General features: G+C 71.4%; 26 protein-coding genes. 19 read left to right on the forward strand and 7 right to left on the reverse strand.

Features of this window, described 5'->3' with window-relative positions:
- The 6 genes from AC1UKG_RS15045 to AC1UKG_RS15070 all read left to right on the forward strand — a co-directional run bounded on the left by AC1UKG_RS15045 (position 1) and on the right by AC1UKG_RS15070 (position 4,704).
- Positions 1-993 (forward strand): WYL domain-containing protein, encoded by a 993-nt coding sequence (locus AC1UKG_RS15045; RefSeq protein ID WP_018742551.1) that lies wholly within the window; start codon positions 1-3, stop codon positions 991-993.
- Entirely contained in the window at positions 990-2,009 is a 1,020-nt protein-coding gene (locus AC1UKG_RS15050; RefSeq protein WP_026271173.1) for a WYL domain-containing protein, read from the forward strand. The genes AC1UKG_RS15045 and AC1UKG_RS15050 overlap by 4 nt, the downstream gene beginning before the upstream one ends.
- Positions 2,010-2,014: 5 nt before the next feature.
- Positions 2,015-2,263, forward strand: coding sequence for a hypothetical protein (locus AC1UKG_RS15055; protein WP_018742549.1), 249 nt, complete (start codon positions 2,015-2,017; stop codon positions 2,261-2,263).
- Between the two features lie 176 nt (positions 2,264-2,439).
- Positions 2,440-2,745, forward strand: a complete 306-nt coding sequence (gene tatA / locus AC1UKG_RS15060) for a Sec-independent protein translocase subunit TatA (protein WP_018742548.1) — start codon at positions 2,440-2,442, stop codon at positions 2,743-2,745.
- A gap of 18 nt (positions 2,746-2,763) precedes the next feature.
- Positions 2,764-3,714 (forward strand): twin-arginine translocase subunit TatC, encoded by a 951-nt coding sequence (gene tatC / locus AC1UKG_RS15065; protein ID WP_018742547.1) that lies wholly within the window; start codon positions 2,764-2,766, stop codon positions 3,712-3,714.
- A 69-nt stretch (positions 3,715-3,783) separates the two neighbouring features.
- Entirely contained in the window at positions 3,784-4,704 is a 921-nt protein-coding gene (locus AC1UKG_RS15070; protein ID WP_018813513.1) for a diacylglycerol kinase family protein, read from the forward strand.
- 37 nt (positions 4,705-4,741) lie between these two features.
- Here the strand turns inward: AC1UKG_RS15070 and AC1UKG_RS15075 are convergent, their stop codons facing one another.
- Entirely contained in the window at positions 4,742-5,503 is a 762-nt protein-coding gene (locus tag AC1UKG_RS15075; protein WP_026271174.1) for an HAD-IA family hydrolase, read from the reverse strand.
- A gap of 88 nt (positions 5,504-5,591) precedes the next feature.
- Here AC1UKG_RS15075 and AC1UKG_RS15080 point away from each other — a divergent pair, with 88 nt between their 5' ends.
- Positions 5,592-8,360, forward strand: coding sequence for a DEAD/DEAH box helicase (locus tag AC1UKG_RS15080; protein ID WP_018742544.1), 2,769 nt, complete (start codon positions 5,592-5,594; stop codon positions 8,358-8,360).
- Between the two features lie 71 nt (positions 8,361-8,431).
- Here the strand turns inward: AC1UKG_RS15080 and AC1UKG_RS15085 are convergent, their stop codons facing one another.
- Positions 8,432-9,349 carry a 5'-3' exonuclease gene (locus AC1UKG_RS15085; protein ID WP_018742543.1) on the reverse strand — a complete coding sequence of 306 codons (918 nt, stop codon included), beginning with the start codon at positions 9,347-9,349 and terminating at the stop codon, positions 8,432-8,434.
- A 167-nt stretch (positions 9,350-9,516) separates the two neighbouring features.
- Here AC1UKG_RS15085 and AC1UKG_RS15090 point away from each other — a divergent pair, with 167 nt between their 5' ends.
- Both AC1UKG_RS15090 and AC1UKG_RS15095 read left to right on the forward strand, forming a co-directional pair.
- Positions 9,517-10,659 (forward strand): acyl-CoA dehydrogenase family protein, encoded by a 1,143-nt coding sequence (locus AC1UKG_RS15090; RefSeq protein WP_018742542.1) that lies wholly within the window; start codon positions 9,517-9,519, stop codon positions 10,657-10,659.
- Positions 10,660-10,747: 88 nt separating this feature from the next.
- A complete protein-coding gene (locus AC1UKG_RS15095) occupies positions 10,748-11,254 on the forward strand; it encodes an Lrp/AsnC family transcriptional regulator (protein ID WP_018742541.1) in 507 nt (168 codons plus the stop codon).
- On the opposite strand, the gene AC1UKG_RS15100 is transcribed toward AC1UKG_RS15095, so the two are convergent.
- Positions 11,184-11,795, reverse strand: coding sequence for a histidine phosphatase family protein (locus AC1UKG_RS15100; RefSeq protein ID WP_018742540.1), 612 nt, complete (start codon positions 11,793-11,795; stop codon positions 11,184-11,186). The genes AC1UKG_RS15095 and AC1UKG_RS15100 overlap by 71 nt on opposite strands.
- A 154-nt stretch (positions 11,796-11,949) precedes the next feature.
- On the opposite strand from AC1UKG_RS15100, the gene AC1UKG_RS15105 reads away from it, so the two are divergent.
- A complete protein-coding gene (locus AC1UKG_RS15105; protein WP_018742539.1) occupies positions 11,950-12,147 on the forward strand; it encodes a CsbD family protein in 198 nt (65 codons plus the stop codon).
- A 138-nt stretch (positions 12,148-12,285) separates the two neighbouring features.
- Here the strand turns inward: AC1UKG_RS15105 and AC1UKG_RS15110 are convergent, their stop codons facing one another.
- Positions 12,286-13,689 carry a KamA family radical SAM protein gene (locus AC1UKG_RS15110; RefSeq protein WP_482642526.1) on the reverse strand — a complete coding sequence of 468 codons (1,404 nt, stop codon included), beginning with the start codon at positions 13,687-13,689 and terminating at the stop codon, positions 12,286-12,288.
- Positions 13,690-13,837: 148 nt separating this feature from the next.
- Between AC1UKG_RS15110 and kdd the strand changes: the two genes are divergently transcribed.
- From kdd to AC1UKG_RS15155, 9 genes are all read left to right on the forward strand, one after another.
- The gene (kdd, locus tag AC1UKG_RS15115) at positions 13,838-14,896 is read left to right on the forward strand and encodes an L-erythro-3,5-diaminohexanoate dehydrogenase (protein ID WP_026271175.1); all 1,059 of its coding nucleotides are present in this window, start codon (positions 13,838-13,840) and stop codon (positions 14,894-14,896) included.
- A gap of 5 nt (positions 14,897-14,901) precedes the next feature.
- Positions 14,902-16,467, forward strand: a complete 1,566-nt coding sequence (locus AC1UKG_RS15120; protein ID WP_482642527.1) for an amidohydrolase — start codon at positions 14,902-14,904, stop codon at positions 16,465-16,467.
- Positions 16,464-18,026, forward strand: a complete 1,563-nt coding sequence (gene kamD / locus AC1UKG_RS15125; RefSeq protein WP_018742535.1) for a lysine 5,6-aminomutase subunit alpha — start codon at positions 16,464-16,466, stop codon at positions 18,024-18,026. Before AC1UKG_RS15120 ends, kamD begins: the two co-directional genes overlap by 4 nt.
- A complete protein-coding gene (gene kamE, locus AC1UKG_RS15130; protein WP_018742534.1) occupies positions 18,023-18,814 on the forward strand; it encodes a lysine 5,6-aminomutase subunit beta in 792 nt (263 codons plus the stop codon). The genes kamD and kamE overlap by 4 nt, the downstream gene beginning before the upstream one ends.
- Positions 18,811-19,203 carry a 3-aminobutyryl-CoA ammonia lyase gene (gene kal, locus AC1UKG_RS15135; protein ID WP_018742533.1) on the forward strand — a complete coding sequence of 131 codons (393 nt, stop codon included), beginning with the start codon at positions 18,811-18,813 and terminating at the stop codon, positions 19,201-19,203. The genes kamE and kal overlap by 4 nt, the downstream gene beginning before the upstream one ends.
- Positions 19,200-20,552, forward strand: a complete 1,353-nt coding sequence (locus AC1UKG_RS15140; RefSeq protein ID WP_029122946.1) for a glutamate mutase L — start codon at positions 19,200-19,202, stop codon at positions 20,550-20,552. Before kal ends, AC1UKG_RS15140 begins: the two co-directional genes overlap by 4 nt.
- A gap of 517 nt (positions 20,553-21,069) precedes the next feature.
- Positions 21,070-22,698 (forward strand): apolipoprotein N-acyltransferase, encoded by a 1,629-nt coding sequence (gene lnt, locus AC1UKG_RS15145; protein WP_482642546.1) that lies wholly within the window; start codon positions 21,070-21,072, stop codon positions 22,696-22,698.
- Entirely contained in the window at positions 22,691-23,479 is a 789-nt protein-coding gene (locus AC1UKG_RS15150; protein WP_018742530.1) for a polyprenol monophosphomannose synthase, read from the forward strand. Before lnt ends, AC1UKG_RS15150 begins: the two co-directional genes overlap by 8 nt.
- Before the next feature lie 169 nt (positions 23,480-23,648).
- Positions 23,649-24,170 (forward strand): FxsA family protein, encoded by a 522-nt coding sequence (locus AC1UKG_RS15155; RefSeq protein WP_482642528.1) that lies wholly within the window; start codon positions 23,649-23,651, stop codon positions 24,168-24,170.
- Between the two features lie 227 nt (positions 24,171-24,397).
- Here AC1UKG_RS15155 and AC1UKG_RS15160 read toward each other — a convergent pair whose 3' ends face one another.
- From AC1UKG_RS15160 to AC1UKG_RS15170, 3 genes are all read right to left on the reverse strand, one after another.
- On the reverse strand, positions 24,398-24,739 hold the full coding sequence (locus AC1UKG_RS15160; protein WP_012013503.1) for an RNA polymerase-binding protein RbpA: 342 nt from the start codon (positions 24,737-24,739) through the stop codon (positions 24,398-24,400).
- 191 nt (positions 24,740-24,930) lie between these two features.
- Positions 24,931-26,037: a hypothetical protein gene (locus AC1UKG_RS15165; RefSeq protein ID WP_026271178.1), complete on the reverse strand. Its 1,107-nt coding sequence runs from the start codon at positions 26,035-26,037 to the stop codon at positions 24,931-24,933.
- A gap of 48 nt (positions 26,038-26,085) precedes the next feature.
- Positions 26,086-26,907: a class I SAM-dependent methyltransferase gene (locus tag AC1UKG_RS15170; protein ID WP_018742527.1), complete on the reverse strand. Its 822-nt coding sequence runs from the start codon at positions 26,905-26,907 to the stop codon at positions 26,086-26,088.
- Positions 26,908-26,947 lie beyond the last annotated feature (40 nt).

A 26,947-nucleotide genomic window follows, 5' to 3' on the forward strand; every position in this document is an offset into this window, starting at 1 on the left:
GTGTCGCGGACCCGTACCGAACGCCTGGTCAACCTGGTGATCTGTCTCCTGTCCACGCGACGGTTCCTGACCGCCGTGCAGATCGCCGCGACCGTGCCCGGCTACGAGCATGATCCGCACGACGTGCGGGACCACGAGGCGTTCCAACGTAAGTTTGAGCGGGACAAGGCCGAGCTGCGCGAGCTCGGCGTCCCGCTGGAGACCGGGACGGCCAGCGCCTTCGACGTCGAGCCGGGCTATCGAATCGCCCGCCGGCAGTATGCGCTTCCCGAGATCCCGCTCGAGCCGGACGAGGCCGCGGCGGTTGGCATCGCCGCCCGGCTGTGGCAGCACGCGGGTCTGGCCGCCGCCGCGTCGTCCGGGTTGGCGAAGCTGCGCGCGGCCGGCGTTGACGTGGACCCACAGGCCACGCTCGGGCTGGAGCCGATGGTGACCGTCGATCCGGCCTTTGCGCCGCTGACCGCCGCGGCCCGGGACCGCCGCGAGGTGGCCTTCGACTACCGGGTCCCGGACCGGGACGCGCCCTCTGCCCGCCGACTGCAGCCGTGGGGGGTGGTCTGCTGGCGGGGCCGGTGGTATGTGGTCGGGCACGACCTGGATCGGGCCGCGGCCCGCTGCTTCCGCCTCTCCCGGGTGGTGGGGGCGGTTCGGACGGTGGGCCCGTCGGGGGCGTACGAGCCGCCGGCCGAGGTGGACCTGATCAGCTATGTCGCTCGCGCGTCCGGTCCGGTGGAGCCCGCCGGCCGTGCCCGGGTGCTCGTCGCGCCCAACCGGGCTGCCGGGCTGCGCCGGTGGGCGGTGGAGACGACCTGCGGCTCCACCGGGGACCAACTCGTTCTGCCGTACGCGGATCCGGAGGCGCTCGCCGGTCAGCTCGTCGGATACGGCCCGGACGTGCGGGTGCTCGACCCGCCGGAGGTACGGGAGGCGGTCATCCAGCGACTCAAGGAGACCGTCGCCCGTCATGACCTCGGTACCGGGGGTGCCCGGTGACGCGTGCTGTGCGGCCCGGGTCCCGTACCTCCGCGGACCGGTTGGCCCGGCTGCTCAACCTGGTCCCCTTCCTGTTGGCCCGGCCTGGTATCGAGATCGCCGAGGCGGCGGGTGACCTGGGGGTGACCGAGCGGCAGCTGCGGGAGGATCTGGAGCTGCTCTGGGTGTGCGGGCTGCCGGGCTACGGCCCGGGGGATCTGATCGACATGGCCTTTGACGGCGACCGCGTGACGATCACCTACGACGCCGGCATCGATCGGCCGCTGCGACTCACTCCCGACGAGGCCCTCGCGCTGGTCGTGGCGCTGCGCATGCTGGCGGAGACGCCGGGAGTGGCCAACCGGGAAGCGGTGGAGCGGGCCCTGGTCAAGATTGAAAATGCCGCGGGTGACCGGTGGGGTACGCCGGTCGCGGTGCGGCTGCCGGCGGACAACCATCGGGTGGCGGAGCTGCGGGCGGCGGTGGAGAGCGGCCGGGCGTTGCGGATCACCTACTACTCGGTGGCCCGGGACGAGACGATCGAGCGGACCGTTGACCCCCTGCGAATGCTCGTCATCGGCGGCCGGGCGTACGTGGAGGCCTGGTGCCGCCGGGCGGAGGGGATGCGGATGTTCCGGGTCGACCGGATCGACGCGGTGACCCGGTTGGCCGAGCCGGCGCGGGTGCCGGCGCAGGCGGTGCCGCACGACCTCACCGGCGGTGCGTTCCGGCCCACGACCGATCTGCCACTGGTCACCCTGCGCATCGGTCGGAGCGAACGGTGGATCACCGAGTACTACCCGTGTGAGCGGGTCGAACCAGGCGATGGCGAGTGGTTGGTCTCGCTCCGGGTTACCGACCTGGGCTGGGCCCGCCGCTTCGTGTTGGGCCTGGGCCCGGAGGTCACCGTCGTGGCGCCGGCGGAGCTCGCCGCGCAGGTGCAGGCCGCGGCGACCGCGGCCCTTGAGGCGTACGCCACGCCGCTGGCGGGCGTGGCGGGCGGGCCCGGCAGCGGCAACGCGGGGCCAGTAGGCTGACCGCCGTGGTGGGGTGGATCGTGGTCGCGCTGGTGGTGCTCCCGTTCGTGTTGTTCGGGCTGGCTGTGCGGCCGGTGCTGACCCGGCTGCGTCGGCTGCGGCGGGCGGCGGTGGCGTTGCAACGGCACGCGGATGAGGCCGCGGCGCTCCAGACCACCGCGGTGGCGCTGCAGGCGCGGGCCGAAGGGTTGCAGCAACAGCTGGCGACCGCCCAGCAGCAGATCGCCGCGGTGCGGCCCCGCCGCGGCGGGTAGCAATCGCCCCCGGGCGTCCCAATTCGGACGAAGCGGCCTGCCGGGGACATCCCCGGTTGGCCTAGACTTCACCCAGGCGGCATCGTCCCGTAGTGCCCAGCGGGTGGCAACGCCGCCGGACGCACGTACGATGGCTGCGACACCACCTGCCCGACACCGAGAGACCGGAGCTTCCCATGGGTGCCCTAAGGCCGTGGCACATCGCCGTACTCGTGGTCGTGCTGATTTTGCTCTTCGGCGCGAAGCGGCTCCCCGACGCGGCCCGCTCGCTGGGCCGTTCGCTGCGGATCATCAAGGCCGAGACGAAGAGCCTGCACGACGACGACCGTGACCTGGCCGGGAAGGCCGACGCCCAGGCTGGTCACCAGCCGCTGCCGCCGCAGGTGCAGCAGGGGCAGCCGTACCCCCAGCAGCCGTCCTACCCGGCCCCGCCGCAGCAGCAGCCGGTCGTGGACCCGGTGCAGCGCACCCGCGACAACTGATCGAGGGGCCCGACCACCGTGGCCTTCGCCCTGCGTAAACGCGGACCGAGTAGCTTCCAGCGGGCCTCGGAAGGCTCGATGACCCTGGTCGAGCACGTCCGCGAGCTACGTAACCGGCTGTTCAAGGCGTCGCTGGCGATCCTGATCGGCTTCGGTATCGGCCTCTGGCTCGCCGGGCCGGTGCGCGGCATCTTGCAGCGGCCCTACTGCGAGCTTCCCCAGGCGCAGACCACCGACGGCGCCTGCGACTTCGTGCAGCTCGGTCCTGCTGACCTGTTCCTGCTCAACCTCAAGATCGGTCTGTGGGTGGGGCTGATCCTCGCCGCGCCGGTGTGGCTGTACCAGCTGTGGGCCTTCATCGCCCCCGGCCTGCACAAGCACGAGCGGCGCTACGCCTACGTCTTTACCGCACTCGCCGCGCCGCTGTTCGCCGCCGGCGCGGTGCTGGCGTACTTCGTGACCTCCAAGGGCCTGGAGTTCCTGCTGCAGGTCTCTGGCCCCGAGATCAACACCACTCTCGATATCACCCGGTACATCTCGTTCGTCACCAACCTGATCCTGCTGTTCGGGGTGGCGTTCGAGTTCCCGCTGATCGTGTTGATGCTCAACTTCGTCGGCGTTGCCAGCGCGAAGCGGTTGCTGGGCTGGTGGCGGGTGGCGGTGTTCGTGTTCTTCGCCTTCGCGGCGGTGGTCACGCCGACGCCCGACCCGTTCGGTATGACCGCGCTGGCGCTGTGCCTGTGTGCCCTCTACTTCGCGGCCGTCGGTGTCGCGTTCCTCAACGACAAGCGTCGGGGCCGCGGTAAGGAGATCTACACCGGCCTCGCCGACGACGAGGCGTCGCCGCTGGCGGAGGGGAGTGACCCGATCGAGGCGAGCGACCCGGTGGGGGCGCCGGAGTCGATCGCGGAACCGGAGCCGGTCGCCAAGCCCGCGCCGGTCGAGCGCCGCTACGACGACATGACCTGACGCTGGTGCCCCTGCCCGGCGGGTCGGGTGGGGGTGCGCCCCCCGTCTCGTCCCGGTACGGTGCACGCCGTGACCGCAGTCGATTTTGCCGGTACCGGTCGTCCGGTCGCCGTCCTGGCCAACCCGAGCGCCGGCCGGGGGCGCCACCGCGCGCTGCTGCCCACTGTGGTGCACCGACTGGCGGCCGGCGGTCATCCGGTGCGGGTGCTTGCGGCGGGGACTCCGGCGCAGGCCGAGGCGGCCTGTCGCGCGGCGGTGGCCGACGGCGCGGCGGCGCTGGTCGCGGTCGGTGGTGACGGCACCGCGCACCTGGCGCTACAGGCGGTGGCGGACACTCCAGTGCCATTCGCGGTGGTGCCGGCGGGGACGGGGAACGACTTCGCCGGTGACACCGGCTTCCCGGCCGACCCCCTCGCCGCGGCCGACGTGATCGCCGCCGCGTTGTGGCACGGCCGCTCCCATCCGATCGACCTGGCCCGTACCACCGCGGCCGACGGCACCCAGCGGTGGTACGGGGCGGTGCTCGCCGCTGGCATCGACGCGATCATCAACGAGCGGGCCAACCGGTTGCGGTGGCCCCGTGGCCCGCGCCGCTACGACCTGGCGATTCTGGTGGAGCTGGCCCGGCTGCGGCCCCGCCGCTACACGTTGCGCCTGGATGGGGTGACCCACGAGCTGGACGCCGTCCTGGTGGCGGTCGGCAACTGCGCCCGCTACGGCGGTGGGATGCGGATCTGCCCCGCCGCCGACCCAACCGATGGGCTGCTCGACGTCGTGGTCGGCGGGCGGTTCAACCGGCGTACGCTGCTGCGGATAAAACGCCACATCTATCCGGGGACGCATGTTGACCACCCGCTGGTACGCAGCTTCCGGGCGCGGACGGTGGAGGTGGCCGCCGCGGGCATCACCGGTTACGCCGATGGGGAGCCGGTTGCCGAGCTGCCGGTGACGATCACCGCGGCCCCGGCGGCGGTGCGACTGCTGCGCTAACGCCGGTCAGCACGGCCAGGGCCAGCGCCGCGCCCGGTCAGCCCGGTACGGCCAGGTCCAGCACCGCGCCGAGCCCGTTCGGCCGGCCAGCCTCATTGGGCGGGAGCACCAACACCGCGCAGCCGGCCGCCACCGCGCCCGCGTCGGCGGGGGTGTCCCCGACCATGAGCACACGTTCCGGGTCAACGGCCAGCGTCGCGCAGGCGCGCAGGAAGATGCCCGGATCGGGCTTGCAGCGCCCCACCTCGTACGACAGCACGTACCCGTCCACCAGGTCGGTGAGCCCCCAGGCGGCGAAGAGCGGCCGGATGTCGAAGCCGATGTTGCTGACCACGCCCACCCGCACCCCGGCGGTACGCAGCGCGGCCAGGGTGGGGGCGGTATCCGGGTAGGGCACCCACCCCTCGGGCACCAGCAACCGCTCGTAGAGCGCGTCGGCGAGTCCATCGATCCCGGCGTCGATCGTCGCCGCGAGTCCGGTGTACGCGCCGCGATGCGCATGTGGGTACAGGTCCCGGTCGGCCCAGAGTTCGGCCAGCGCGGGCGGAACCCGTTGGGGCAGCGGCCCCCCGGCCCGTCCGGCGGTGAGCAGCCGGTCGGCGAGGGCGGTGGCGCGGATCCGGTCCAGCGTGGTTCCACAGGCGGCGGCCGCCGCGGTCACCCAGGCGGTGGCCTCCTCCACCTGCGCGAGCGTGCCGTGGAAGTCGAAGAGCACCGCTTCCACGGGCCGGCGGGATGCCGTCGGGGTAGCGGCGTGGCCCGGGGCGGTTGTCTGGGCGGGTTCGGTACTGTCCGGCACGCCGTGCACCCTACCGACCGCCCCGGGCGGCTGCGGCAGGGACGGCCTCGTGGGGCGTGCCGGCGCGGTACGCACTAATCTTGGTCCCATGTCGAGCCCCGCCGAGCGGTACGCCGCGGCACGCCGCCGGGCCGCACAGGCCCACCTGTCCCCGGCGTTGGACGAGTTCGCCCTCGACCTCGGCGTCGACCTCGACGATTTCCAGCGGGAGGCGTGCCAGGCGTTGGAGCGCGGCAGCGGGGTCCTGGTCTGCGCCCCCACCGGCGCCGGCAAGACGGTCGTCGGTGAGTTCGCCGTTCACCTGGCGCTGCGGGGTGGGACCTCGGCCGACGCGGGGCGCCGCAAGTGCTTCTACACCACCCCGATCAAGGCGTTGTCAAACCAGAAGTACCACGATCTCGTTGACCGGCACGGCGCCGACCAGGTCGGGCTACTCACCGGTGACAACGCCATCAACGGTGATGCGCCGGTGGTGGTGATGACCACCGAGGTACTGCGCAACATGCTCTACGCCGGCTCGGCGACGCTGCAGGGGCTGGCGTACGTGGTGATGGACGAGGTGCACTACCTCGCCGACCGGTTCCGCGGTGGTGTGTGGGAGGAGGTGATCATCCACCTGCCCGCCTCGGTCACGCTGGTGTCGCTGTCGGCGACGGTGTCCAACGCGGAGGAGTTCGCCGACTGGCTGATCACCGTGCGGGGGGAGACCGAGGTGGTGGTCAGCGAGCACCGGCCGGTGCCGTTGTGGCAACACATGCTGGTGGGCCGGCGGATGTTTGACCTGTTCCACGACGCCGACGCCGCGCGTAAGCACGATGTGCATCCGGAGTTGCTGCGCTACACCCGGGATACGCTGCGCCGCCTTGAGCTGGGGGAGGGGCGCGGTGGCGGCCCCGGAGGTCGGCGTGGGCCGCGCTGGCGGGGGCCGATGCGCCCGGACATCGTTGACCGGCTCGACCGGGAGGGGTTGCTGCCGGCGATCCTGTTCATCTTCAGCCGCGCCGGCTGCGACGCGGCGGTGCAGCAGTGTCTCGCCGCCGGGCTGCGGCTGACCGGTCCGGAGGAGCGGGCCGAGATCCGTCGGGTGGTGGAGAGCCGGATCACCACGATCCCTGGCGAGGACCTGTCGGTGCTCGGCTACTGGGACTGGCTGGACGGGTTGGAGCGGGGCCTCGCCGCACACCACGCCGGCATGCTGCCGGCGTTCAAGGAGGTCGTCGAGGAGCTGTTCGTCCGCGGGCTGGTGAAGGCGGTGTTCGCCACCGAGACCCTCGCGCTGGGCATCAACATGCCGGCCCGCTGCGTGGTGTTGGAACGCCTGGTCAAGTACAACGGCGAGGCGCACGTGGACCTGACGCCCGGCGAGTACACGCAGCTCACCGGCCGAGCTGGCCGACGCGGTATCGACGTGGAGGGGCACGCCGTGGTGGTCTGGTCCCCGGAGACCGACCCGCGGCACGTGGCCGGCCTGGCATCCACCCGTACGTACCCCCTGCGGTCGAGCTTCCGGCCGTCGTACAACATGGCCGTCAACCTGGTCGGCAGCGTGGGCGCGGAGCCGGCCCGGGCGTTGCTGGAATCCTCGTTCGCGCAGTTCCAGGCGGACCGGTCGGTGGTCGGGCTGGCGCGGCAGGTCCAGCGCAACACCGAGACCGTCCAGGCGTACGGCGTGGAGGCGGCCTGCCAGCACGGTGACTTCGACGCCTACTTCGGGATCCGGGTAGCGATCGCCGACCGGGAGCGGGAGCTGGCCCGGCAGGGGCAGAGCCAGCGAAAGGCAGCGGCGATCGTCTCGCTGGAGCGGCTGCGGGTCGGCGACGTGATCCGGGTGCCGTCCGGCCGGCGAGCCGGCCTTGCGGTGGTGCTGGACCCGGCGGCCGCCGGCTTCGGAGAGCCCCGTCCCTTGGTGCTGACCCAGGACCGCTGGGCGGGCCGGGTGGGACCGGGTGACTTCACCACTCCGGCGGAGGTGCTCACCCGGATTCGGGTGCCCAAACACTTCAACCACCGCTCCCCGGCCGCGCGCCGGGACCTGGCCGCCGCGGTCAGCGGCACCGGGCTGAACCGGCACGGCAGCCGGCGGGGAGGCCGGTCGCGGCGCGGTGGTGGGGAGGACGATCGGCTCGTGCAGCTCCGCGCCGAGCTGCGCCGTCACCCGTGCCACGCCTGCCCGCAACGGGAGGAGCATGCCCGCTGGGCGGAGCGCCGCCGCCGGCTGGAGAAGGACACCGAGGAGCTGCGGCAGCGGGTGACTGGCCGGACCGGTTCCCTGGCCCGCACCTTCGACCGGATCGTGGCGCTGTTGACAGCCCGCGGCTACCTGGCCGCCGACGGGGGCGTCACCGACGCCGGTCGGATGTTGAGCCGGATCTGGACGGAGGCGGACCTGCTGGTCGCCGAGTGCCTGCGTCGTGGCGTGTGGAATGGGCTCAGCCCGGCCGAGTTGGCGGCGGCGGTGTCGGTGGTGGTCTTCGAGGCCCGCCGGGACGTCGACGAGCGCGCGTCGCTGCCGCGGGGTGCGGTGGCGACGGCGGTTGACGAGACGTTGAAGCTGTGGGGGGAGATCGAGGCCGACGAGGCGGCGCAGGGGCTGACCGTGACCCGGGAGCCGGATCTCGGCTTTGCCTGGCCCGTCTACCGCTGGGCCCGCGGGGAGCCACTCGCGAAGGTCCTCGTCAGCGGCCACATCGACGGCGAGATGCCGGCCGGTGACTTCGTCCGTTGGGCTCGGCAGGTGGTGGACCTGCTCGGCCAGTTGGCCGATTCCGGCGGTGCCTCGGCCGAACTGCGCAGCACCGCGCGGCAGGCCATCGTCGCCGTGAATCGCGGGGTGCTCTCCTACCAGGCCACCGCCTGACGACGTACGTCTCGTCCGCCCAGCGGCGTCGCCAGCACCGCGTGCGGCGCCGCTGGGCGGCGGTCGGGCGGTCAGTCGACCCGGGTGGCCAGGGCGTCCACCAGGCGCCGGACGGCGCCGGCGAGGTTCCACCGCTCGGCGAGGTCGAGCAGCCGATCGGGGTCCGCTGGTGCGGCGGGCAGGTCGGTGGGCAGGGCGGGTAGCGGCACATCGAGGGCGACCCGGACCACCGCCGGGGCGACGGCCAGGTACTCCCGCGCGGCGGTGAGCTTCGCCCGTAGCCCGGGCGCGAAACCGGCGTCCGGATCGTCCAGGGCGGCGAGCACACCGGCGATGTCGCCGTGTCGGTCAACGAGCCGGGCCGCGGTCTTCTCGCCGACGCCGGGAACCCCCGGCAGGCCGTCGCTGGGGTCACCGCGCAGCGCGGCGAAGTCGGCGTAGCGGGCGGCGGGCACTCCGTATCGGGCCTGGACCGCAGCGTCGTCGCAGTCTGCCAGCTTCGCCACCCCCCGCCCGATGTAGAGCAGCCGTACCCGGCGGACGTCATCGACCAGCTGAAACAGGTCGCGGTCACCACTAACCACCTCGACGGGGCCCGGCTGGGTGACCGAGAGGGTGCCGAGCACGTCGTCGGCCTCGTAGCCGGCGGCGCCGACGCTGGTGATGCCGAGCGCGTCGAGCACGTCGAGGATCACCGGGACCTGTGGACTCAGCGTGTCGGGAACCACCTCACCCCCCTCCGGCGCCACCCGGTGGGCCTTGTACGAGGGCAGGAGGGCCACCCGCCACTGGGGTCGCCAGTCGTGGTCCATCGCGCACACCATCCGGCCGGGCCGACGGGTGCGGACCAGGCTCGCCAACATGTCGAGGAAGCCGCGGACCGCGTTGACCGGTTGGCCGTCGGGCCCGACAGCGGCGGACTCCGGAATGCCGAAGTATGCCCGGAAGTAGAGGCTGGGCGCGTCCACGAGCATGAGCGGGGCTGGCATGCCCGAAAGCCTGACACACCGCACCGACATCGGCGTGGATGCTGGCAGTGGGGATCGCCGACCGGGCCCGCCGGGCGTTCCGGTGCCGCGGCGGTGGGGCGAGCCGAACGACCGTTAAGCTGGTGGGTGCGACGGCTCAACCCCACCCCCACGGAGCTCATCAACCCATGACTGTCGACCGGATCCTCCCCACCGACGAGGCCCACGACCTGCTGGACCTGGCCACCGAACTCGCCGACCGGGAACTCGCGCCGAAGGCCGCCGACCACGAGGAGCGTGCCGACTTCCCCCGGGAGGTGCTGCGTACCCTGGGCCGGTCGGGCCTGCTCGGCCTGCCGTACCCGGAGGAGTACGGGGGCGCCGCCCAGCCGTACGAGGTGTACCTGCAGGTGTTGGAGATCCTGGCCAGCCGCTGGCTCGCGGTCGCCGAGGCGATCAGCGTCCACACCCTGTCCTGCTTCCCGCTCGCCGAGTACGGCACGGCGCAGCAGCGGAAGCTGTTGCCCGAGCTGGTCGGTGGGGAACTGCTGGGCGCGTACTGCCTCTCCGAGCCGCAGGGTGGTTCGGATGCCGCCAGTCTGACCACCCGGGCCGTCCTCGACGGCGAGGAGTACGTCGTCTCCGGAACGAAGGCGTGGATCACGCACGCCCACGTGGCGGACTTCTACAACATCTTCTGCCGTACCGGCGGTGCCGGGGCATCGGGCATCTCCTGCCTGCTCGCGGACCGGAACCTGCCCGGGATCGAGCCGCAGCTGCCGGAGCGCACGATGGGGCTGCACGCTTCCCCGGTGGCGCAGGTCGTCTTCGATGGGACGCGGGTGCCGGCGGAGCGGCTGATCGGCGGGGAGGGCAAGGGCTTCGGCATCGCGATGTCCGCGCTGGACTCGGGCCGACTGGGGATCGCGGCCTGCGCGGTTGGCCTGGCCCAGGCGGCGCTGGACTACGCGGTCGGCTATGCCCGGGAGCGGCAGCAGTTCGGCCGGGCGATCGTCGACTTCCAGGGGCTGGGATTCCTGCTCGCCGACGCCGCCACCCAGATCTCGGCGGCTCGGGCGCTGATGTTGGCGGCGGCGCGGCTGCGCGACGCCGGCCGGCCGTACTCGATCGAGGCGGCTAAGGCGAAGCTGTTCGCCACCGATGTGGCGATGCGGGTGACCACCGACGCGGTACAGGTGCTGGGCGGCGCAGGCTACGTCGCTGATCACCCGGTGGAGCGGTACATGCGCGAAGCGAAGGTGCTTCAGATCGTTGAGGGGACCAACCAGATCCAGCGTCTGGTGATCTCCCGAGCGTTGGCGAAGGGCTGACGGGGGGGCGGGCCCGGGTCCGCGGCCGCGACGCCGTTCCGGCGACCCAGCGTCGCGTGACGGGCCCTTTACCGGTAGGTTGCTCGCCGTGGAGGAGATCGACCGGGCTATCGTCGCGGAGCTGGCCGTGGATGGCCGGCTGTCATATACCGACCTCGCGGAGCGGGTGGGGTTGTCGGTCTCTGCGGTGCATCAGCGGGTCCGCCGGCTGGAGCAGCGCGGGGTCATCGGCGGGTACGCGGCCCGGGTTTCCTTCGAGGCGCTGGATCTTCCGCTGACGGCATTTGTGGCGATTCGTCCGTTTGATCCCTCGCAGCCGGATGATGCGCCGGAGCGGCTGGCTCACCTACCGGAGATCGACTCGTGTTACTCGGTCGCGGGGGAGGATTTCTACCTGCTGTTGCTGCGGGTGGCCGGGCCGACCGATCTGGAGCGGGTGCTACAGGAGATCCGGATGGCGGCGAGTGTGACCACGCGGACCACGGTGGTGCTGTCAACGCCGTACGAGGGCCGGCCACCGAAGCTCAGTGCCGGGGTGTCTGGGCGGTTGCGGCCGCGGGGGCCGGGGGAGCCGGCTGGTTCCACCGAAGGATGACCGGCCGGCGGTGTTCGTGGCCGAGCACGCTGACGGTCGCGGTCTCCAGCCGGAACAGCGCCCCGGCGGAGGGTGCCAGGCCGAGCCATCGGGCGGTGAGTACCCGGAGGCTGTGGGCGTGTCCAACCACGGCGACGGTTCCGTGCTCGAGGACACTACCCAGTCGGTTGAGGAGTCGGTCGAGCCGCGCACCGACCTCGTCGGGAGATTCGCCGCCGGGGCAGCCGTCAGTCCAGAGGTTCCAATCGGGGTCTTCTTCGTGGACCTCGGCGGTCGTGCGGCCCTCGATGTCGCCGTAGTTCCACTCGACCAGGTCGTTGTCCGTCCCGGTCGGGGTGAGGCCGGCGAGCCGCGCGGTGCGCACCGCGCGGGCACACGGGCTGGTCAGGACTGTGGCGAAGCGCCGGCCGGTGAGCATCGGCCCGAGCGCGCGGGCTTGCCGTTCGCCGTCGGGGGTCAACGCGAGGTCGGTGTACGAGGTGTGTCGCCGACGGGCGCTCCACGTGGTCTCACCGTGTCTGATCAGGAGGAGCTCACCCACGCCTTCAGTCAACCACTGGAGTCGCCACTTTTCCTGGCTAGCATCCTAGGATGCACTACGCGACGTGTCCCGGCACACCAACCCAGACGAATAGTTACCACCACCATGGGAAACCGATGTCGATGGCCGAAAACGCCACGAGGGGAGAGCGGAGATGAGCTTCGCCACCAGGACGAAGAACATGGTGGACGAGCTGACCGGCGCCACCAAGGAACGGGTGGGCGATGTCTGCGGCGACGAGCGGCTGCGGGTCGAAGGGGTCCGGCAGCGGGACGACGCCCGTGCTCGCCAGGCTAGGGAGGAGCGGGCTGAGCAGTCGGATCGTGAGTTGGATCGAACTGGGGCGCGGTGACGTGACCGCTTGACGACGACGGGCCCGCAAGCAGGTGCTTGCGGGCCCGTCGTCGTTCCGGCTGGCGTTGGTTACGGCCGGATTGTCGACATGCGGTGCCGCCCACGAGTGGCGGTCACGGGCGGTGGAGCGAGTGGTTCAGTCGTCGCGGTGGGCCGCCCACCAGGCCTGACCGGTTTCGGGCAGGGTGTCGATCGGGTCGTAGTACGCGTAGCGCTTGTTGAGCGCCTCCAGGTCGGCGGACTCGATGGAGGTGCGGTAGTTCTTGGTCCAGTATGAGATGCCCCGCTCCTGGTCGTACTCGGTGAGCATGTGCACCCAGCGCTTGCCGACGAAGGGAACATCGCAGACGATTCGCGGGGTGGCGTAGCCGGGTAGGTAGCCCATGATGTCGTGTTGGAGCTGTTGGGCGTGCCCGACCGGGACCCGCCAGTGCTCGGCGTTGGGGATCATGTCGCACAGGTAGAAGTAGTACGGCAGGATGCCGGCTTCGCCCTGCAACGCGAAGCAGAGGTCTAGTAGGTCGGGCGTGGTGGCGTTGACGCCACGCATGAGCACGCCCTGGTTGCGGACGTCTCGAACCCCGACGTTCAGGGCGGTCTGGGCGGCTTTGGCGACCAGCGGGGTGAGGGATTGGGCGTGGTTGACGTGGGTGTGGATCGCGAGGTTGACGCCCCGGCGGGCGGCGGTACGGGCGACCCGCTCGAGGCCTTCGACGACATCGGCGCGGAGCCAGTGCTGGGGCAGGCCCATCAGGGCCTTGGTGGCGAGCCGGATGTCGCGCACGGTCTCGATGTCGAGCAGGCGCATCAGATACGACTCGAGGTTCTTCCACGGCACGTTGGCCACGTCACCGCCGGAGACGACGACGTCGCGGACGCCGGGGTGGGCCCGGAGATAGGTGATGTGGGCGTCGTAGCGGTCGACGGGTTTGAGGATGAGTTTGAGCTTGTCGATGGCGGGGGTGGAGTTGCCGACCAGGTCCATCCGGGTGCAGTGCCCACAGTACTGCGGGCAGGTGGAGAGGAGTTCGGCGAGGACCTTCGTGGGGTAGCGGTGGGTAAGGCCCTCGGCGACCCACATGTCGTGTTCGTGTAGGGAGTCGCGGCTGGCGTATGGGTGTGAGGGCCAGTCGGTGCGTCGGTCGGAGGCGACGGGGACCATGTAGCGCCGGATCGGGTCGGCGTAGAGGGCGTCGGTGGTCATCGCCTCGAAGGGCACCATGGTGTTGAGCATCTGGGGCGGCACCAGCATGGACATGGTGGCCAGGGCCTTCTGGTCGGCTTCCAGGTCGGCGTAGAAGGTCTCGCCGACGAGGTCGCCGAGGACGGCGCGGAGTTGCTTGATGTTCTTGATGCAGTTGGTGCGCTGCCACTGGGCGGACTCCCACTGGTCGCGGCTGATGTGGCGCCAGCCGGGGAAGCGGGTCCAGTCGGGTTCGACGAGGGGGGCTCGTCGGTATTCGTAGGGTTGGCCCGTGGTGGGGGCGGTAGGTGCAGGCTGGGCTGCGGAGATGGTTTCCGCGGGGTGGGTCTGGGTCACGGCCCCCTCCTTGTGGTTGGTGGTGTGGATGATCAGTGGCTCCGTAGGTACTGGAAATTATCCGGTGAAGTAATTATTCTGCCGGAAGTTTTCCCGCTTTGCGAGTCGTGGTCGGGGCTTCAGGCGGCTGGACAGGGAGGTCGTCGTGATATCACCGGTGGGTTTGCACCGCGTTCTGGAGCCCGCGGGGGTGCTGCCGCAGGCAGCTTGGCGACTGGACGCGAGCCCGGCGATCGGACCGAACGAGGTGCGGATCCGGGTGGAGCGGTTGAACCTGGACGCGGCGAGCTTCCGGCAGCTGCGGGAGAAGCACGGCGGGGACGGCGCGCGGATCCGTGCCGAGGTGCTGGAGATCATCGCTGCGCGGGGCAAGATGCAGAACCCGGTGACCGGCTCCGGCGGCATGTTGATCGGCACGGTTGAGGAGGCCGGTCGACGGTCGCCGCTGGGGCTGCGGGTGGGCGACCGGGTAGCGACTCTGGTGTCGCTCACGCTGACGCCGTTGGCCGTCGCGGATGGGCTGGCCCGCTGGGATGGGCGCGGTGAGCAGGTCCCGTGTGATGGTCATGCGATCCTGTTTGCTCGCTCTATCGCGGCGGTGCTGCCGGCGGATCTGCATCCGGAGTTGTCGCTCGCCGCGCTGGACGTGTGTGGGGCTCCGGCGTTGACCGGGCGGGTGGTGCAGCGGTATGTGGCCGACCGGGCGCGGGATGGGGACGCGCGGCCGGTCAGCGTCGCGGTGGTCGGCGGGGCGGGCAAGAGCGGGTCGCTGTCGCTGGCTGCGGCGCGGCGGGCGGGCGCGGTGCGGACCGTCGGGGTGGTGCCGGTGGCGGGGGAGCGGGACGCGCTGGCCGCGGCGGGGTTGGCGGATGCGGTGGTGCTGGCCGATGCGCGGGATCCGGTGGCGCTGTCGACGGCGGTGACGTCGGCGCTGGGGGTGCCGGCGGATGTGACGGTGGTGTGCGTGGATGCGCCGGGTTGTGAGCATGGTGCGGTGTTGGCCACGGCGGACGGTGGCACGGTGGTGTTTTTCTCGATGGCGACGAGCTTCGCGGCGGCGGCGTTGGGTGCGGAGGGCCTGGCGGCGGATGTGACGATGCTGGTGGGTAACGGGTTTGTGCCGGGGCACGCGGAGTTCGCGTTGGATCTGTTGCGGGGCGAACCGGGGGTGCGTCGTCTCTTCGAGGCGCGGCTGGCGGCAGACTGAGTGCCATGACGAACCCCTCGACGCTGTACCGCGGCGGTGTGCTGCATTGTCCTGCTGATCCGGGTGCGACTGCCTTGTTGGTTTCCGACGGCCGGATTGCCTGGTTGGGGTCGGACGTTGATGCGCCGGTTGCCGATCAGGTGGTGGATTTGGATGGTGCGCTGGTGACGCCGGCGTTCGTTGACGCGCATGTGCACACGACGGACACCGGGTTGGGGTTGTCGGGGCTGGACCTGTCGGGTGTGCGGTCGGGGCCGGAGTTGGTGGCGGCGGTGTCGGCGTTTGCTGAGGGGTTGCCGCCTGATGGTGTGGTGCTGGGGCATGGCTGGGATGAGTCGACCTGGCCGGTGCCGGTGCCTCCGGAGGCGGCGGAGTTGGGTCGGGCGGCGGCGGGGCGGCGGGTGTATCTGTCGCAGGCGTCGATGCATTCGGCGTTGGTGTCGACGGCGTTGCTGGCTGCGTGTCCGGGGGTGGTTGCCGCGGTTGGTTTCGACGAGTCGGGGTGGTTGCGGCGGGATGCGCACCATGTGGTGCGGGCAGCGGCTTTTGACTCGGTTGGGTCGGTGCAGCGGGCGGCGGCGCAGCGGGCGGCGTTGGCGCATGCGGCGTCGTTGGGGGTCGCTGCGGTGCATGAGTGTGGTGGGCCGGAGATTTCCGGCGAGGAGGATTTTACGCGGTTGTTGGGGATCTCCGGGGTGGGGGTGCCGGAGGTGTACGGGTATTGGGGTGAGTTGGGTGGTGCGCAGCGGGCTCGGGAGTTGGGTGCGGTGGGTGCTGGTGGGGATGTCTTCGCTGATGGGGCGTTGGGGGCGCAGACGGCTCAGTTGACGGTGCCGTATGCGGATGCGGGTGGGTGCGGGCATGGGTATGTGTCGGCCGAGCAGGTACGGGATCACTTGTTGGGGTGCGCGAGGTACGGGCTGCAGGGCGGGTTTCACGCGATCGGGGATGCGGCGATCGCGACGGTGTTGGCGGGGTTCGCGGCGGTGGCGGCGCGGCTGGGCACGGATCGGGTGCGGGCGGCTCGGCATCGGGTGGAGCATGCGGAGCTCATGGACAAGCGGACGATTGCCGGGTTTGTGGAGTATGGCGTGGTGGCGTCGGTGCAGCCGGCGTTTGACCGGTTGTGGGGTGGCGCGGGTCGGATGTATGAGTCGCGGTTGGGGCTGGATCGGTCGTTGGCCGCTAATCCGTTGGGGGCGATGCATTCGGTGGGGGTGTCGTTGGCGTTCGGGTCGGATTCGCCGGTGACTCCGGTGGATCCGTGGGGGTCGGTGCGGGCGGCGGTGGCGCATCACAATCCGGCGCAGCGGATGAGTGTGCGGGCGGCTTTCGCGGCGCATTCGCGGGGTGGCTGGCGTGCGGTGCGGCGGGATGGTGATGGCGTGTTGGCGTTGGGGGCGCCGGCGACGTTCGCGGTGTGGGATTCCCCGGCGGGGGTGGAGCGGGGGTTGCCGGTGTTGCAGGCGGAGGATCCGGAGGCGCGGGGTGTTTCGGACCCGACGCCGTTGCCGGTGTGTCGACGTACGGTGCTGCGTGGTTCGGTGATCTATGGGGAGGGCGGATTGTGACCGGGAAGCTCGATCTGGATCCGGTGTTGGTGGCGCGGGCGCGGGAGTTGGCTGCTCGGGCTGGGGCGCCGGTGGTGGAGTTGGCGCGTAGCCATACGACGGTGTCGGTGGAGCGGGCGGTGCTGCGGCTGGCCGGGGTGCAGGGGGCGGATCCGGATGGGATTCCGTGGGTGAACCGGTTGGTGGATGCGGTGGCCGCGGATGTGGGCTTGGGGCATGGGGTGGCTGTTCCGGTTTTCGATGCCTTGGCGCGGGAGCAGTTGGTGGATGTGACGCTGTTGGCGCAGAAGGCGGCGGCTGGGTCGGTGCGGTTTGAGGTTCCGGTGGGGCGGGCGGCGACGGCGGCGCGGCGGGGGGCGCGGCGGGCGGTCGCGGCGGGGGTGCGGCGTATTGATCGGCGGCGGGCCGAGCGGGAGCGGTTGGTGCGGCGGTTCGGGGATCCGCCGCAGCGGCCGTGGATTTATCTGATCGTGGCGACGGGGGATATTTACGAGGATATTCCGCAGGCGCAGGCGGCGGCTCGGGCGGGGGCGGATGCGATCGCGGTGATCCGGTCGACGGGGCAGTCGTTGTTGGACTATGTGCCGGAGGGGGCGACTCGGGAGGGCTTTGCCGGTACGTATGCGACGCAGGAGAATTTCCGGCTGATGCGGGCGGCGTTGGACGAGTCGTCGCGGGAGTTGGGCCGGTATGTGCGGTTGACGAATTACGCGTCGGGGTTGTGCATGCCGGAGATGGCGGCGTTGGCGGGCCTTGAGCGGCTGGACATGATGTTGAACGATTCGATGTACGGCATCTTGTTTCGGGATATCAATCCGATTCGCACCTTCGTCGATCAGCGCTTCTCGCGGCAGGTCCATGCCCGGGCGGGGATCATCATCAACACTGGTGAGGACAATTACCTGACGACTGCCGATGCGGTGGACGAGGCGCACACGGTGACGGTGTCGCAGTTGCTCAACGAGTACTTCGCGCATGAGGCGGGGTTGGCGGACTGGCAGTTGGGGTTGGGGCACGCGTTTGAGATCAACCCGGATGTGCCGGAGTCGTTGCGGTTGGAGTTGGCGCATGCGCTGTTGGCGCGGGAGTTGTTCCCGGATGCGCCGTTGAAGTGGATGCCGCCGACGAAGCACATGACCGGGGATGTGTTTCGGGGCAACCTGCTGGACGGTTTTTTCAACCTGGTGGGGGCGCTGACCGGGCAGGGGATTCTGCTGGTGGGGATGATGACCGAGGCGGTGGTGACGCCGTGGCTGTCGGATCGGGATATCGCCTTGCAGAACGTCCGGTATGTACTGGGTGCCGCGGGTGGGCTGCGCGAGGATTTCGTGCCGGCACCGGGCGGCTTCATTCAGCAGCGGGCGCACCAGGTGTTGCGTTCGGCGGTGGAGTTGTTGGAGCGGGTCGGGGAGCGGTCGTTGCTGACGGCGATCGGCGAGGGCACGTTCGGGATCATGAAGCGGCCGGCGGACCGGGGTAGGGGGTTGGACGGGGTGGCGCGGCACGAGGGCGACTACTACAACCCGGCGGTGCAGATCCTGGAAGGGGCGGGGTCGTGACGGTCGTGCCGGAGAGGGCGGAGAAGGCGGTCGTGTCGGAGAAGCAGATCGTGCGGCCGTATGGGGACACTACCGGTGACGGCATGGTGCAGGTGTCGTTTACCTTGCCGCTGCCGCACGACAAGCGAGCTGAGGGTGCGGCGATTCAGCTGGCCGGGAAGATGGGCATCGACCCGGCGATGCTGGTGCATGCCCGACCGATGGGGGACGGGTTCACCTTCTTCGTGGTGTATGGGCGGGTGAACCATCTGGTGGACACCTCGGCGGTGCAGGTGGTGGAGCGGGACTTTCCGTTGCTGTCGGCGAAGGAGGTCAACGCGGTGGTCAAGCGGCAGCTACGGCGGAAGCTGTCGGTGGTGGGGGCGTGTATCGGCACCGACGCGCACACCGTGGGGATTGACGCGATCCTCAACGTCAAGGGCATCGCTGGGGAGAAGGGGCTGGAGTACTACCGGGAGTTACGGGTCAGCAATCTGGGCGCGCAGGTAAGTGTGCCGGATCTGGTGGCGGCGGCTCGGGCGGAGCGGGCGGATGCGGTGTTGGTGTCGCAGGTGGTCACGCAGCGGGACGCACATCTGCACAATACGCGGGAGATGTCGGCGGCGGTTCGGGAGGCGTGGCCGGCGGGGAAGCGACCGTTGCTGATTGTCGGCGGTCCGCGTTTCGACGAGGCGATGACCGCCGAGTTGGGGGTGGACCGGATCTTCGCCCGTGGCACCACTCCGGGCGAGGTGGCCTCCTACCTGGTCCATGCGTTGATTACGAGCCGGAAGGCGGCGACGGTATGAGTGACCCGAGGGTCGGGGTGACGGTGGCGCACCGGCGGTATGTGCCGTACTCGCATGCGCACTATGCGGGCAGTCTGGTTGACGGGGCGTACGCGTTGGGTTTGTTCGGAGATGTCGCCACGGAGGTCTGTATCCGTACCGACGGGGACGAGGGGTTGTTCGCCGGCTACGCGGACGTGCGGTTCCTGGCGCCGGTGCGCGCCGGTGACGTGGTGGAGGTGACCGGTCGGGTCACCCGGGCGGGTAGGCGTAGCCGCACGCTGGAGTTGAGCTGTGTGGTGGTGTGTCGGGGCCGTCCGGATCAGGGGGAGTCCGCGGCGCAGGTGTGTGATCCGCCGATCGTGGCGGTCACCGCGACGGGCACGGTGGTCGTGCCGCCGGTGGCGTGAACGTCGCGATCTGCGCGGATGTCGGCTCCACGTACACGAAGGTGGCGGTGGTCGATCTCGACGGCGCGGGTCTGGTGGCGACGGCGGCGGTGCCCACCACGGTGGGCAGTGATGTGTTGCGGGGGTTGGACGCGGCGGTCGCGGCGGCGACCGCCGGTCTGCCGGTGGGGGACGCGCCGTGGTATGTGTGTTCGTCTGCTGGGGGCGGGCTGCGGTTGGCGGTGGTCGGCTACGAACAGTTGGTGACCGCGCAGGCGGGCCGTCGGGTGGGTCTGTCGGCGGGGGCGAACGTGGTGCATGTGGCCGCGGGTCGGCTTGGCGCGGCGGAGCTGGCGGCGGTGCGGGCGTGCCGCCCGGATGTGCTGCTGCTGGTCGGCGGCACCGACGGCGGTGACGCGGAGACGTTGACGCATAACGCGACCCGGTTGGCGCGGGCCCGCTGGCGGGTTCCGGTGGTCCTCGCCGGTAACGCCGAGGTCCGCGACGATCTGGTGTCGATGCTGGTGTCGGCGCGGGTGCCGGTGACGGTGGCGGAGAATGTGCTGCCCCGGATCGGGGTGCTGGCGCCGGCTGGGGCGCGGGCGGCGATCCGAGAGGTGTTCCTGCGGCATGTGATCGGCGGCAAGCGGTTGTCGCGGGGGCCGCGGTTCCCGCGGCTGGTGCGGGCGGCCACCCCGGATGCGGTGCTGACCGGCGTGGAGTTGCTCGCGGACACGCTCGGCGGTGATCTGGCGGTGGTGGATGTCGGTGGGGCGACCACCGACGTGTATTCGGTGCTGACGCCGGATGAGCGGGAGAGCGGGCCGGGCCGGGAGGTGGCGGGTAGCCTGTGGCGGGCCCGCACCGTCGAGGGGGATCTGGGGGTGCGGTGGAGCGCCCCGGGGGTGGTGCGGGCAGCGGTGGAGGAGCGGCTGCTCGACGTGGCCGACGCCGAGGTGCTGGCCGTGGCGGCGCAGCAGCGGGCGGATGACCCGGCGTATCTTCCGGTGGGCGGGGCGCAGCGGGCGACCGACGCGCGGTTGGCGGCCCTGGCGGCCACGGTGGCGTTGCGGCGGCACGCCCGTGGGGCGGCCACCGGTGAACGCGCGGGGCGGGATCTGCGGGATGTTCGGCTGCTGGTCGGTTCGGGTGGGGTGCTCCGGCACGCCGCGGCTGCGGATGCGGTGGGGGTGCTCGCGGGGGTACTCGCCGACTATGCCGGTGGGTGGCCGTTGCCGCGTGCCGCCCGGGCCGTGGTTGACGTGGACTATGTGTTGGCCGCCGTCGGGTTGCTGGGTGTCGAGCAACCGGCCGCGGCGCGCGCGCTGACTGACCGGCTGCGGGCAGGGGGTTGGGGCGTGTCCCGGTAGCCCGAGGGCGGGTGCGCGGTGCGGGCTGGCCGGCGCGGATGGCGCGACACGCCGCGTGGTGGCGACGACTCGTCGGGGCCGGGTTGACAGGGCCCCGGGGGGAGCACGTACCGTCTTTGAGTCCTACTACGGGAAGCGGCTGTTGTTCGCTTCGTCCCTTCGTCCGCTGGCCGAGCGACACGAGTGTGTGGTCGCGGCGGCCAGGTCCAGCGGGCGGGGGTCGGCGGGGCGGCGCGAACCGGCCGCGGTTACCGGTGTACGGGCAGGGTGAGAGGCACGGCCAGTAGACAACGGCCAGGCGGGGGCAGCCAGTCTGCCGTCCGGTCGGTCCGAAGGTCGGCGCGTCCCATTCTCGCCCCACCGGCCGGGAAGGGCCTGGGAGCATCGGGGTGCGGCAGTTGCCGCGCCCCGATTTCCGTTTTTGCCCGGGTGCCATGGTCGACGTGGGGTCGCTGTGGTCTGCGCTGCCGGGGCGGCGCGGATCGGGCCGGGTACCCTTCGGCAGGTGATCGTGGACATGCCGGCGAGGGCTGTGGGAGTGATGCGGGAACGTCCGTTGGCGTTGGCGTTGCCGTTGCCGGTGGCGTTGGTGGCGGCGGTTGGTGGGGGCGTGGCGATGCTGCTGGCGTTCCCGCCGTACGGGGTGTGGCCGCTGGCAGCGGTCGGGGTCGCTCTGTTGGCTGGCGCAACCCACCGTCGGCGTCCGCGGGCCGGCGCCGGCCTCGGGTTCCTGACCGGGGTGGCGTTCTTCGCTCCGCTGTTGGGCTGGACCAACCTGCACACCGGCTCCTTGCCGTGGGTGCTCCTGTCGTTGTTGCAGGCCGGCTATCTGGCGCTGCTTGGCGCGGCCACCGCGTGGGTTTCTCCGCTGGTGGACCGGTTCCGGTGGGGGTGGCCGGCGTTGACCGGGGTGCTGTGGGTGGCGCAGGAGGCGCTGCGGGATCGGACTCCGTTCGGTGGTTTCCCGTGGGGTCGGCTGGCGTTCAGCCAGGATGGGTCGCCGTTGCTGCGGTTTGCTGCCCTGGGCGGGGCGCCGTTGGTGACCTTCGTGGTCGCGGTGATCGGTGGGCTGCTGGTGGCTGCGGCCTGGGCGGGCTGGTCGGCGTATCGCCACCCGGGCCGGCGGTGGATGCCGGTGGCGGGGGCGGTGCTGGCGGTGTTGGCGGTGCCGGCTGTCGGGCTGCTCGTGCCGGTCCGCGCCGACGGTGGTGGGAAGCCGGTGACGGTGGCGATTGTGCAGGGCAACGTGCCGCGGCTGGGGCTGGATTTCAACGCCCAACGGCAGGCGGTGCTAAACAATCACGTCGAGGCCACCGTCGAACTGGCCGACCAGGTAGCCGCCGGGGCCCGGCCCCGCCCCGACCTGGTGGTCTGGCCGGAAAACTCCAGCGATATCGATCCGCTGCAGGATGCTTCCGCCGGTGACCGGATCCAGTCTGCCGCCGACGCGGTGGGTGTGCCGATCCTGATCGGGGCGGTGCTGCGCGGCCCGGGGGAGGGGCAGGTACGCAACGCGGGGCTGCTGTGGCGGCCGGGGACCGGCCCGGATCTCGACCAGCTGTACACGAAGCGGCATCCGGTGCCCTTCGCCGAGTATGTGCCGTTTCGTGACGTGGCCCGACTGGTCAGCAAGCAGGTTGACCGGGTGCGGTCTGATTTCGTGCCGGGTAGCACCCCGGGCGTGCTGACTGCCGGTCCGGCGGTGCTGGGTGATGTGATCTGCTTCGAGGTCGCCTACGACGAGGTGGTCCGGGACACGGTTACCGGTGGGGCGCAGCTGCTGGTGGTGCAGACCAACAACGCCACCTTCGATGTGGCTGAGGCCCGGCAGCAGCTGGCCATGGTGCGGCTGCGGGCGGTTGAGCACGGTCGCCCGGCACTGATGGCCTCGACGGTGGGCGTTTCCGGGTTCGTTTCCCCGGATGGGCGGGTAAGTGATGCCACCGAGTTCAATACCCGCGCGATCGTGGTGCGGCAGCTACACCTCGCCGACGACGAAACCTTCGCGACCCGCGTCGGGTTGTGGCCGGAGGTGGCGCTGACGGTCCTGGCCGTGGCGGCCCTCGCCGCAGCCGGGGTGCGGCGACGCGCCCGGGGTGCGGCGACGGCCGGTACGCCGGCGAGAGGGAGGCAGGACGGTGCGTGACGAGACCGGTCATCCCGAGGTGGGGCGGGTGCTCGTGGTCATCCCGACCTACAACGAGGCCGACAACCTGACCTGGATTGTGGAACGGGTGCGTCGGGCGGTGCCGTCGGTGGACATTCTGGTTGCCGATGACAACAGCCCAGATGGCACCGGCGAGGTGGCGGAGGCCCTCGCCGGGCAGGACCGGCGGGTGCACGTGCTGCACCGGGAGGGCAAGCAGGGGCTCGGCGCTGCCTATCTGGCCGGGTTTGGGTGGGCGCGGCAACGCGGCTACGACGCGGTGGTGGAGATGGACGCCGACGGCTCCCACGCCCCGGAGGATCTGCCGGCGATGCTGGCCGCGGCCCGCGACGCGGACGTGGTGATCGGGTCCCGCTGGACCCGGGGAGCGCAGGTGCTCAACTGGCCGCTGCGGCGGCTGCTGTTGTCGCGCTGCGGAAACCTGTACGCGCGGCTGGCCCTGGGGATGCCGGTCTCCGACGCCACCGGCGGCTACCGGGTGTATCGACTCAGCGCCCTGGACGCGTTGGACCTGGCGTCGGTGTGCTCGCAGGGGTATTCGTTCCAGGTGGAGTTGTCCCGGCTGGCGCACCGGGCCGGGGTGCGGATCGTGGAGGTGCCGATCACCTTCGCCGAGCGCGAACGGGGCAACAGCAAGATGAGCCCGCTCATCGTCGCCGAGGCGTTGTGGCGGATCACCGGGTGGGCGGTGGCGGACCGGCGGCTGGCCTTCCGCCGAGGGCTACACGGCACACCCACGGGGCAGGTCCGGTGGCCGTAGCGCCGCCCCGGTCCCCGTCGCCGCCCGCTGGTGGCGGCGACGGTGTCTGCGCCGCTGGTGGCGGGGGCCGGCGGCGGCGCGGCCGTGTCATGCTGGACGGGCGGGACGACGTACTCCACCACCGGCGAATCGGGCGGTGGGGGCGTGGCGGGCGGGTGGTGAGGTGAGGATGCGCCGGGGACTGAGGTTCGTACCGTTGGCGTTGTTGCTGGCGGCGTTGGTGGAGCTGGCGGTGTTCGTGGCCGTGGGCCGGGCCGTCGGGTTCGGGATCGCGGTGCTGGCCGTGTTCGCGGCGTCGCTGCTGGGCATGGCGCTGCTGCGCCGGGAGGGGATGCGCGCGTGGCGGGGCTTCCAAACCGCGGCCCGGGCTGGTCAACCGCCGGGCACGCAGGTTACCGATGGTCTGGTGGGGTTGCTCGGCGCACTGTTGTTGGCCACTCCGGGTCTACTCAGTGGGGCGCTGGGGCTGGTGCTGCTGGTGCCACCGGTGCGCCGGCTGGCCCGCGTGGGGGCACGGCGTACCGCGGAGCGACGGGTGTCGTCGATGGTCGCCGGTGACCTGTTTGGGCCGCGTCGGGTGCGGGTGCACCGGGGCACCCCGCAGCAGCCGCCGGCGGCGGCGGCGGAGCCGACCGTGGTTGACGGCGGCCAGCCCATTGAGGGCGAGATCGTCGAGCCCCGGCAGGGCTGAAGGGGCGCTCGGCGCCCGTACCCGCCGGCCTCGACCGACCGGCCACCCAAACGCGACGCCGACCGCCCACTGCGGCTCTCGCGTTGACCGGCGCACCCCGGCGCGGCGCACCGGTATTCGCGGGTCTGACGCGGCGCGAGCTCGGTGCCACGGCCGGATTCCCGGACTGATGTGAAACGACGGCACCCGCCCCGGGTCCATCCGGGGCGGGTGCCGTGTGTGGTAGTTCAGGCGCGCCCGCGGCGGGTGCGGACTTCCTTGAGCCGTTCGGCGAGAATGTCCTCAAGTTCGGCGATCGATCGCCGCTCCAACAGCATGTCCCAGTGGGTGCGCGGCGGCTTCGCCTTCTTCTGCTCCGGTTCGTTGCCGTCGACCAGCCGGGCGACGCTGCCGTCGAACTTGCATTCCCAGGTCATCGGGACCTCGGCGTCAACGGCGAACGGCACCTCGAACTGGTGACCCTTGGCGCACAGGTATTCGCGGGTCTGACGCGGCGCGAGCTCGGTGTTACGGTCGGATTCGTAGCTGACCGCGCCCAGACGGCTTCCGCGCAGCATGCGCTCGCCCATGATCGTCTTCCCCTCGTTCGTGGTGCTGGTCTGTTTCGGTGTAACAGTCGGTGTCTGTGGGGCCATTCCCGCCGGGTGGCATGTGACGGCCGGCAACAAGGGTAGCCGGCGGGCAGCCCGGCCCGGCGGGGGTCGCCCCGACCTGGCCGAAATTTCGCCTGGTGGCCGAACCGAGATGGTGTCGCCCCGCGTCAGCGCGCGGGCGTGGACGCCTGGCGGTGCGCCAGGGCGGCCGCCAGTTGGGCGACCTGATCGGCGAGCTGGGCGACTCGCCGATGCGCCTCGTCCCGGTCACTCTCGGCGGCCCGCAGCCGCGCCGTCAGCTCCGCCAGCTGGCCCTGCGCGGTGGTCACCTCCTGCTGGGCGGCGGTCAGTTGCCCGCGTAGTGATTCGCGGTGCTCGGCGAGTGTCGTCGCGTCCGCGTGCGCCCGCTTCGCGTCGCCCACCGCCTGCTGACGGTGCGCTTCGGCCCGGTCCCGCTCGGCCACCGCCCGGTCCCGTTCCTGCGTCGCCGCCGCGGCCTGCGCCTGAGCCCGTTGCGCGTCCTGGCGGGCCTGTTGCGCGTCGGCGCGGTGTCCGAGGGCCTGCTCTGTCGCCGTGGCCTGCGCCTGCGCGGCCTGGTGGGCGTCGGCGCGGGCGGCGTCGCGTTCCGCGACCAGAGCCGCGGCGTGCTGCCGCTGGGCGGTGAGTTCGGCATCGGTGCTGCGTAGCTGCGTACGGGCGGCGTCGCGGTCCTGCTGGGCCTGCCCCAGTAGCGCCTGTGCCGCGCTCGCCTCCTGGCGGGCCTGGTCCTGAGCCTTACGAGCCTGCTCGGCGCGGTCCGCCGCGGCGGTGGCCTGCGCCACGGCGTGCGCCGCTTCGGCGCGGGCGCTGTCCTGCTCGGCGGTGGCGTTGCGGGCCTGCTCTCGGGCCTGAACAGTGGCGGCGGCGGCGTCCTCTGCGGCGCGGCGGGCCTCGTCCCGATCGGTCTGCGCCGCGGCCACCTGGTTGGCCGCGTCGGCACGCGCCTGGGCCAGCTGCTGCTCCACCCCGACCGGGGACAGCTGTGCGTGTAGCGTCTCGGTGAGCGACGCCACGATCTGGTCGAGCCGGTCCACGGCCTCCCACGTGCGGGCGACCTGTCCGGGTAGCCCGGGGGCGCTACGGTGTCGCATCCGGCTGGTCCGGGCGGCCTGTTGACAGGCGCCGTCGTTGTCCCGGCAGTAGCGGAACGGGCGGCCCGCTCCGGCGCGCTGCGGCACCGGTTGTCCGCAGTGGGCACAGGGGCGGGGGTCGGCGGGGGTGGCCTGCTCGTCCATCGGACGCCGAGTCTAGAGGCCGTCGCCGTGGCCGCCCGGCGCGGTGGGCTATCCGCTGGCGCCAGCCGCCGCCTTACCGGCCCGAAGTGAGAAGAACAGCGGCAACTCACCCAGCCCGCCAGGGGGGAGGGTCCAGCCCAGCCCTTCCTGCTTGTGCAGGAACGGCCATGGCCGATCCAGCCACGGGAACTCGTGGAAGAACTCGATCACGAGCCCGGCCCGCGCGACAGCGGTGATCAGTTCCGCGACGCTGTGCGGCCACAGGTACTCCACCTCGGTAGCGACCCGGGCGTCCCGGTCGGCGTAGCTGCCCTGCACCGGGTAGCCAACCGGTTCGGCTCTGGGGAAGTAGGGTCGACTGACTCGAAGCTCGGCCGCGGAAGGGTCCAGGACCTCCGCGATCGGGTGGATGTCGGTCACGTAGAAGGCACCACCGGGCGCCAGGAAGTGCGCCGCCACCTGCGCCCACCGGGTCAGGTCCGGCAGCCAGCCCAGCACCCCACGCGAGGTGTAGACGATGTCGAAGGTTCCGGTCAGGGCGGCAGGCAGGGTCAGGACGTCGCTGCAGACGAAGCGGGCCTCGATTCCGGTGTCGGCGGCGAGCTGGCGGGCGACAGCGACGGCTCGGGGCGAGAAGTCCACCCCGGTGACCGTCGCGCCCCGCCGCGCCCACGAGACCGTGTCGGTGCCGAGTTGGCACTGAAGGTGCAGCAGGCTCCGGCCGTCCACCTCGCCCACCTCGTCGATCTCGTACGACCGCAGCTTGCAGGTGCCCCGCCGCACCGACTCCAGGTCGTACCACGTCGAGTGGGCGTGGATGTCCGCCCACTCGTCCCACAGTCCCCGATTCGACTCGAGGAATCGGTGCACATCCCTGTTGCTCACCGGACTTCACGCCTCTCAACCGGCC

The organism is Salinispora sp. CH2A1_6 (assembly GCF_056820975.1).

Excerpts from the sequence above, each read along its gene's own strand:
- AC1UKG_RS15080 (WP_018742544.1), top strand. The coding sequence starts at position 5,592 with ATGTCGAGCCCCGCCGAGCGGTACGCCGCGGCACGCCGCCGGGCCGCA.
- lnt (WP_482642546.1), top strand. The coding sequence starts at position 21,070 with ATGCCGGCGAGGGCTGTGGGAGTGATGCGGGAACGTCCGTTGGCGTTG.
- AC1UKG_RS15090 (WP_018742542.1), top strand. The coding sequence starts at position 9,517 with ATGACTGTCGACCGGATCCTCCCCACCGACGAGGCCCACGACCTGCTG.
- AC1UKG_RS15155 (WP_482642528.1), top strand. The coding sequence starts at position 23,649 with ATGCGCCGGGGACTGAGGTTCGTACCGTTGGCGTTGTTGCTGGCGGCG.
- AC1UKG_RS15085 (WP_018742543.1), bottom strand. The coding sequence starts at position 9,349 with ATGCCAGCCCCGCTCATGCTCGTGGACGCGCCCAGCCTCTACTTCCGG.
- tatA (WP_018742548.1), top strand. The coding sequence starts at position 2,440 with ATGGGTGCCCTAAGGCCGTGGCACATCGCCGTACTCGTGGTCGTGCTG.
- AC1UKG_RS15160 (WP_012013503.1), bottom strand. The coding sequence starts at position 24,739 with ATGGGCGAGCGCATGCTGCGCGGAAGCCGTCTGGGCGCGGTCAGCTAC.
- kal (WP_018742533.1), top strand. The coding sequence starts at position 18,811 with ATGAGTGACCCGAGGGTCGGGGTGACGGTGGCGCACCGGCGGTATGTG.
- AC1UKG_RS15120 (WP_482642527.1), top strand. The coding sequence starts at position 14,902 with ATGACGAACCCCTCGACGCTGTACCGCGGCGGTGTGCTGCATTGTCCT.
- AC1UKG_RS15105 (WP_018742539.1), top strand. The coding sequence starts at position 11,950 with ATGAGCTTCGCCACCAGGACGAAGAACATGGTGGACGAGCTGACCGGC.
- AC1UKG_RS15165 (WP_026271178.1), bottom strand. The coding sequence starts at position 26,037 with ATGGACGAGCAGGCCACCCCCGCCGACCCCCGCCCCTGTGCCCACTGC.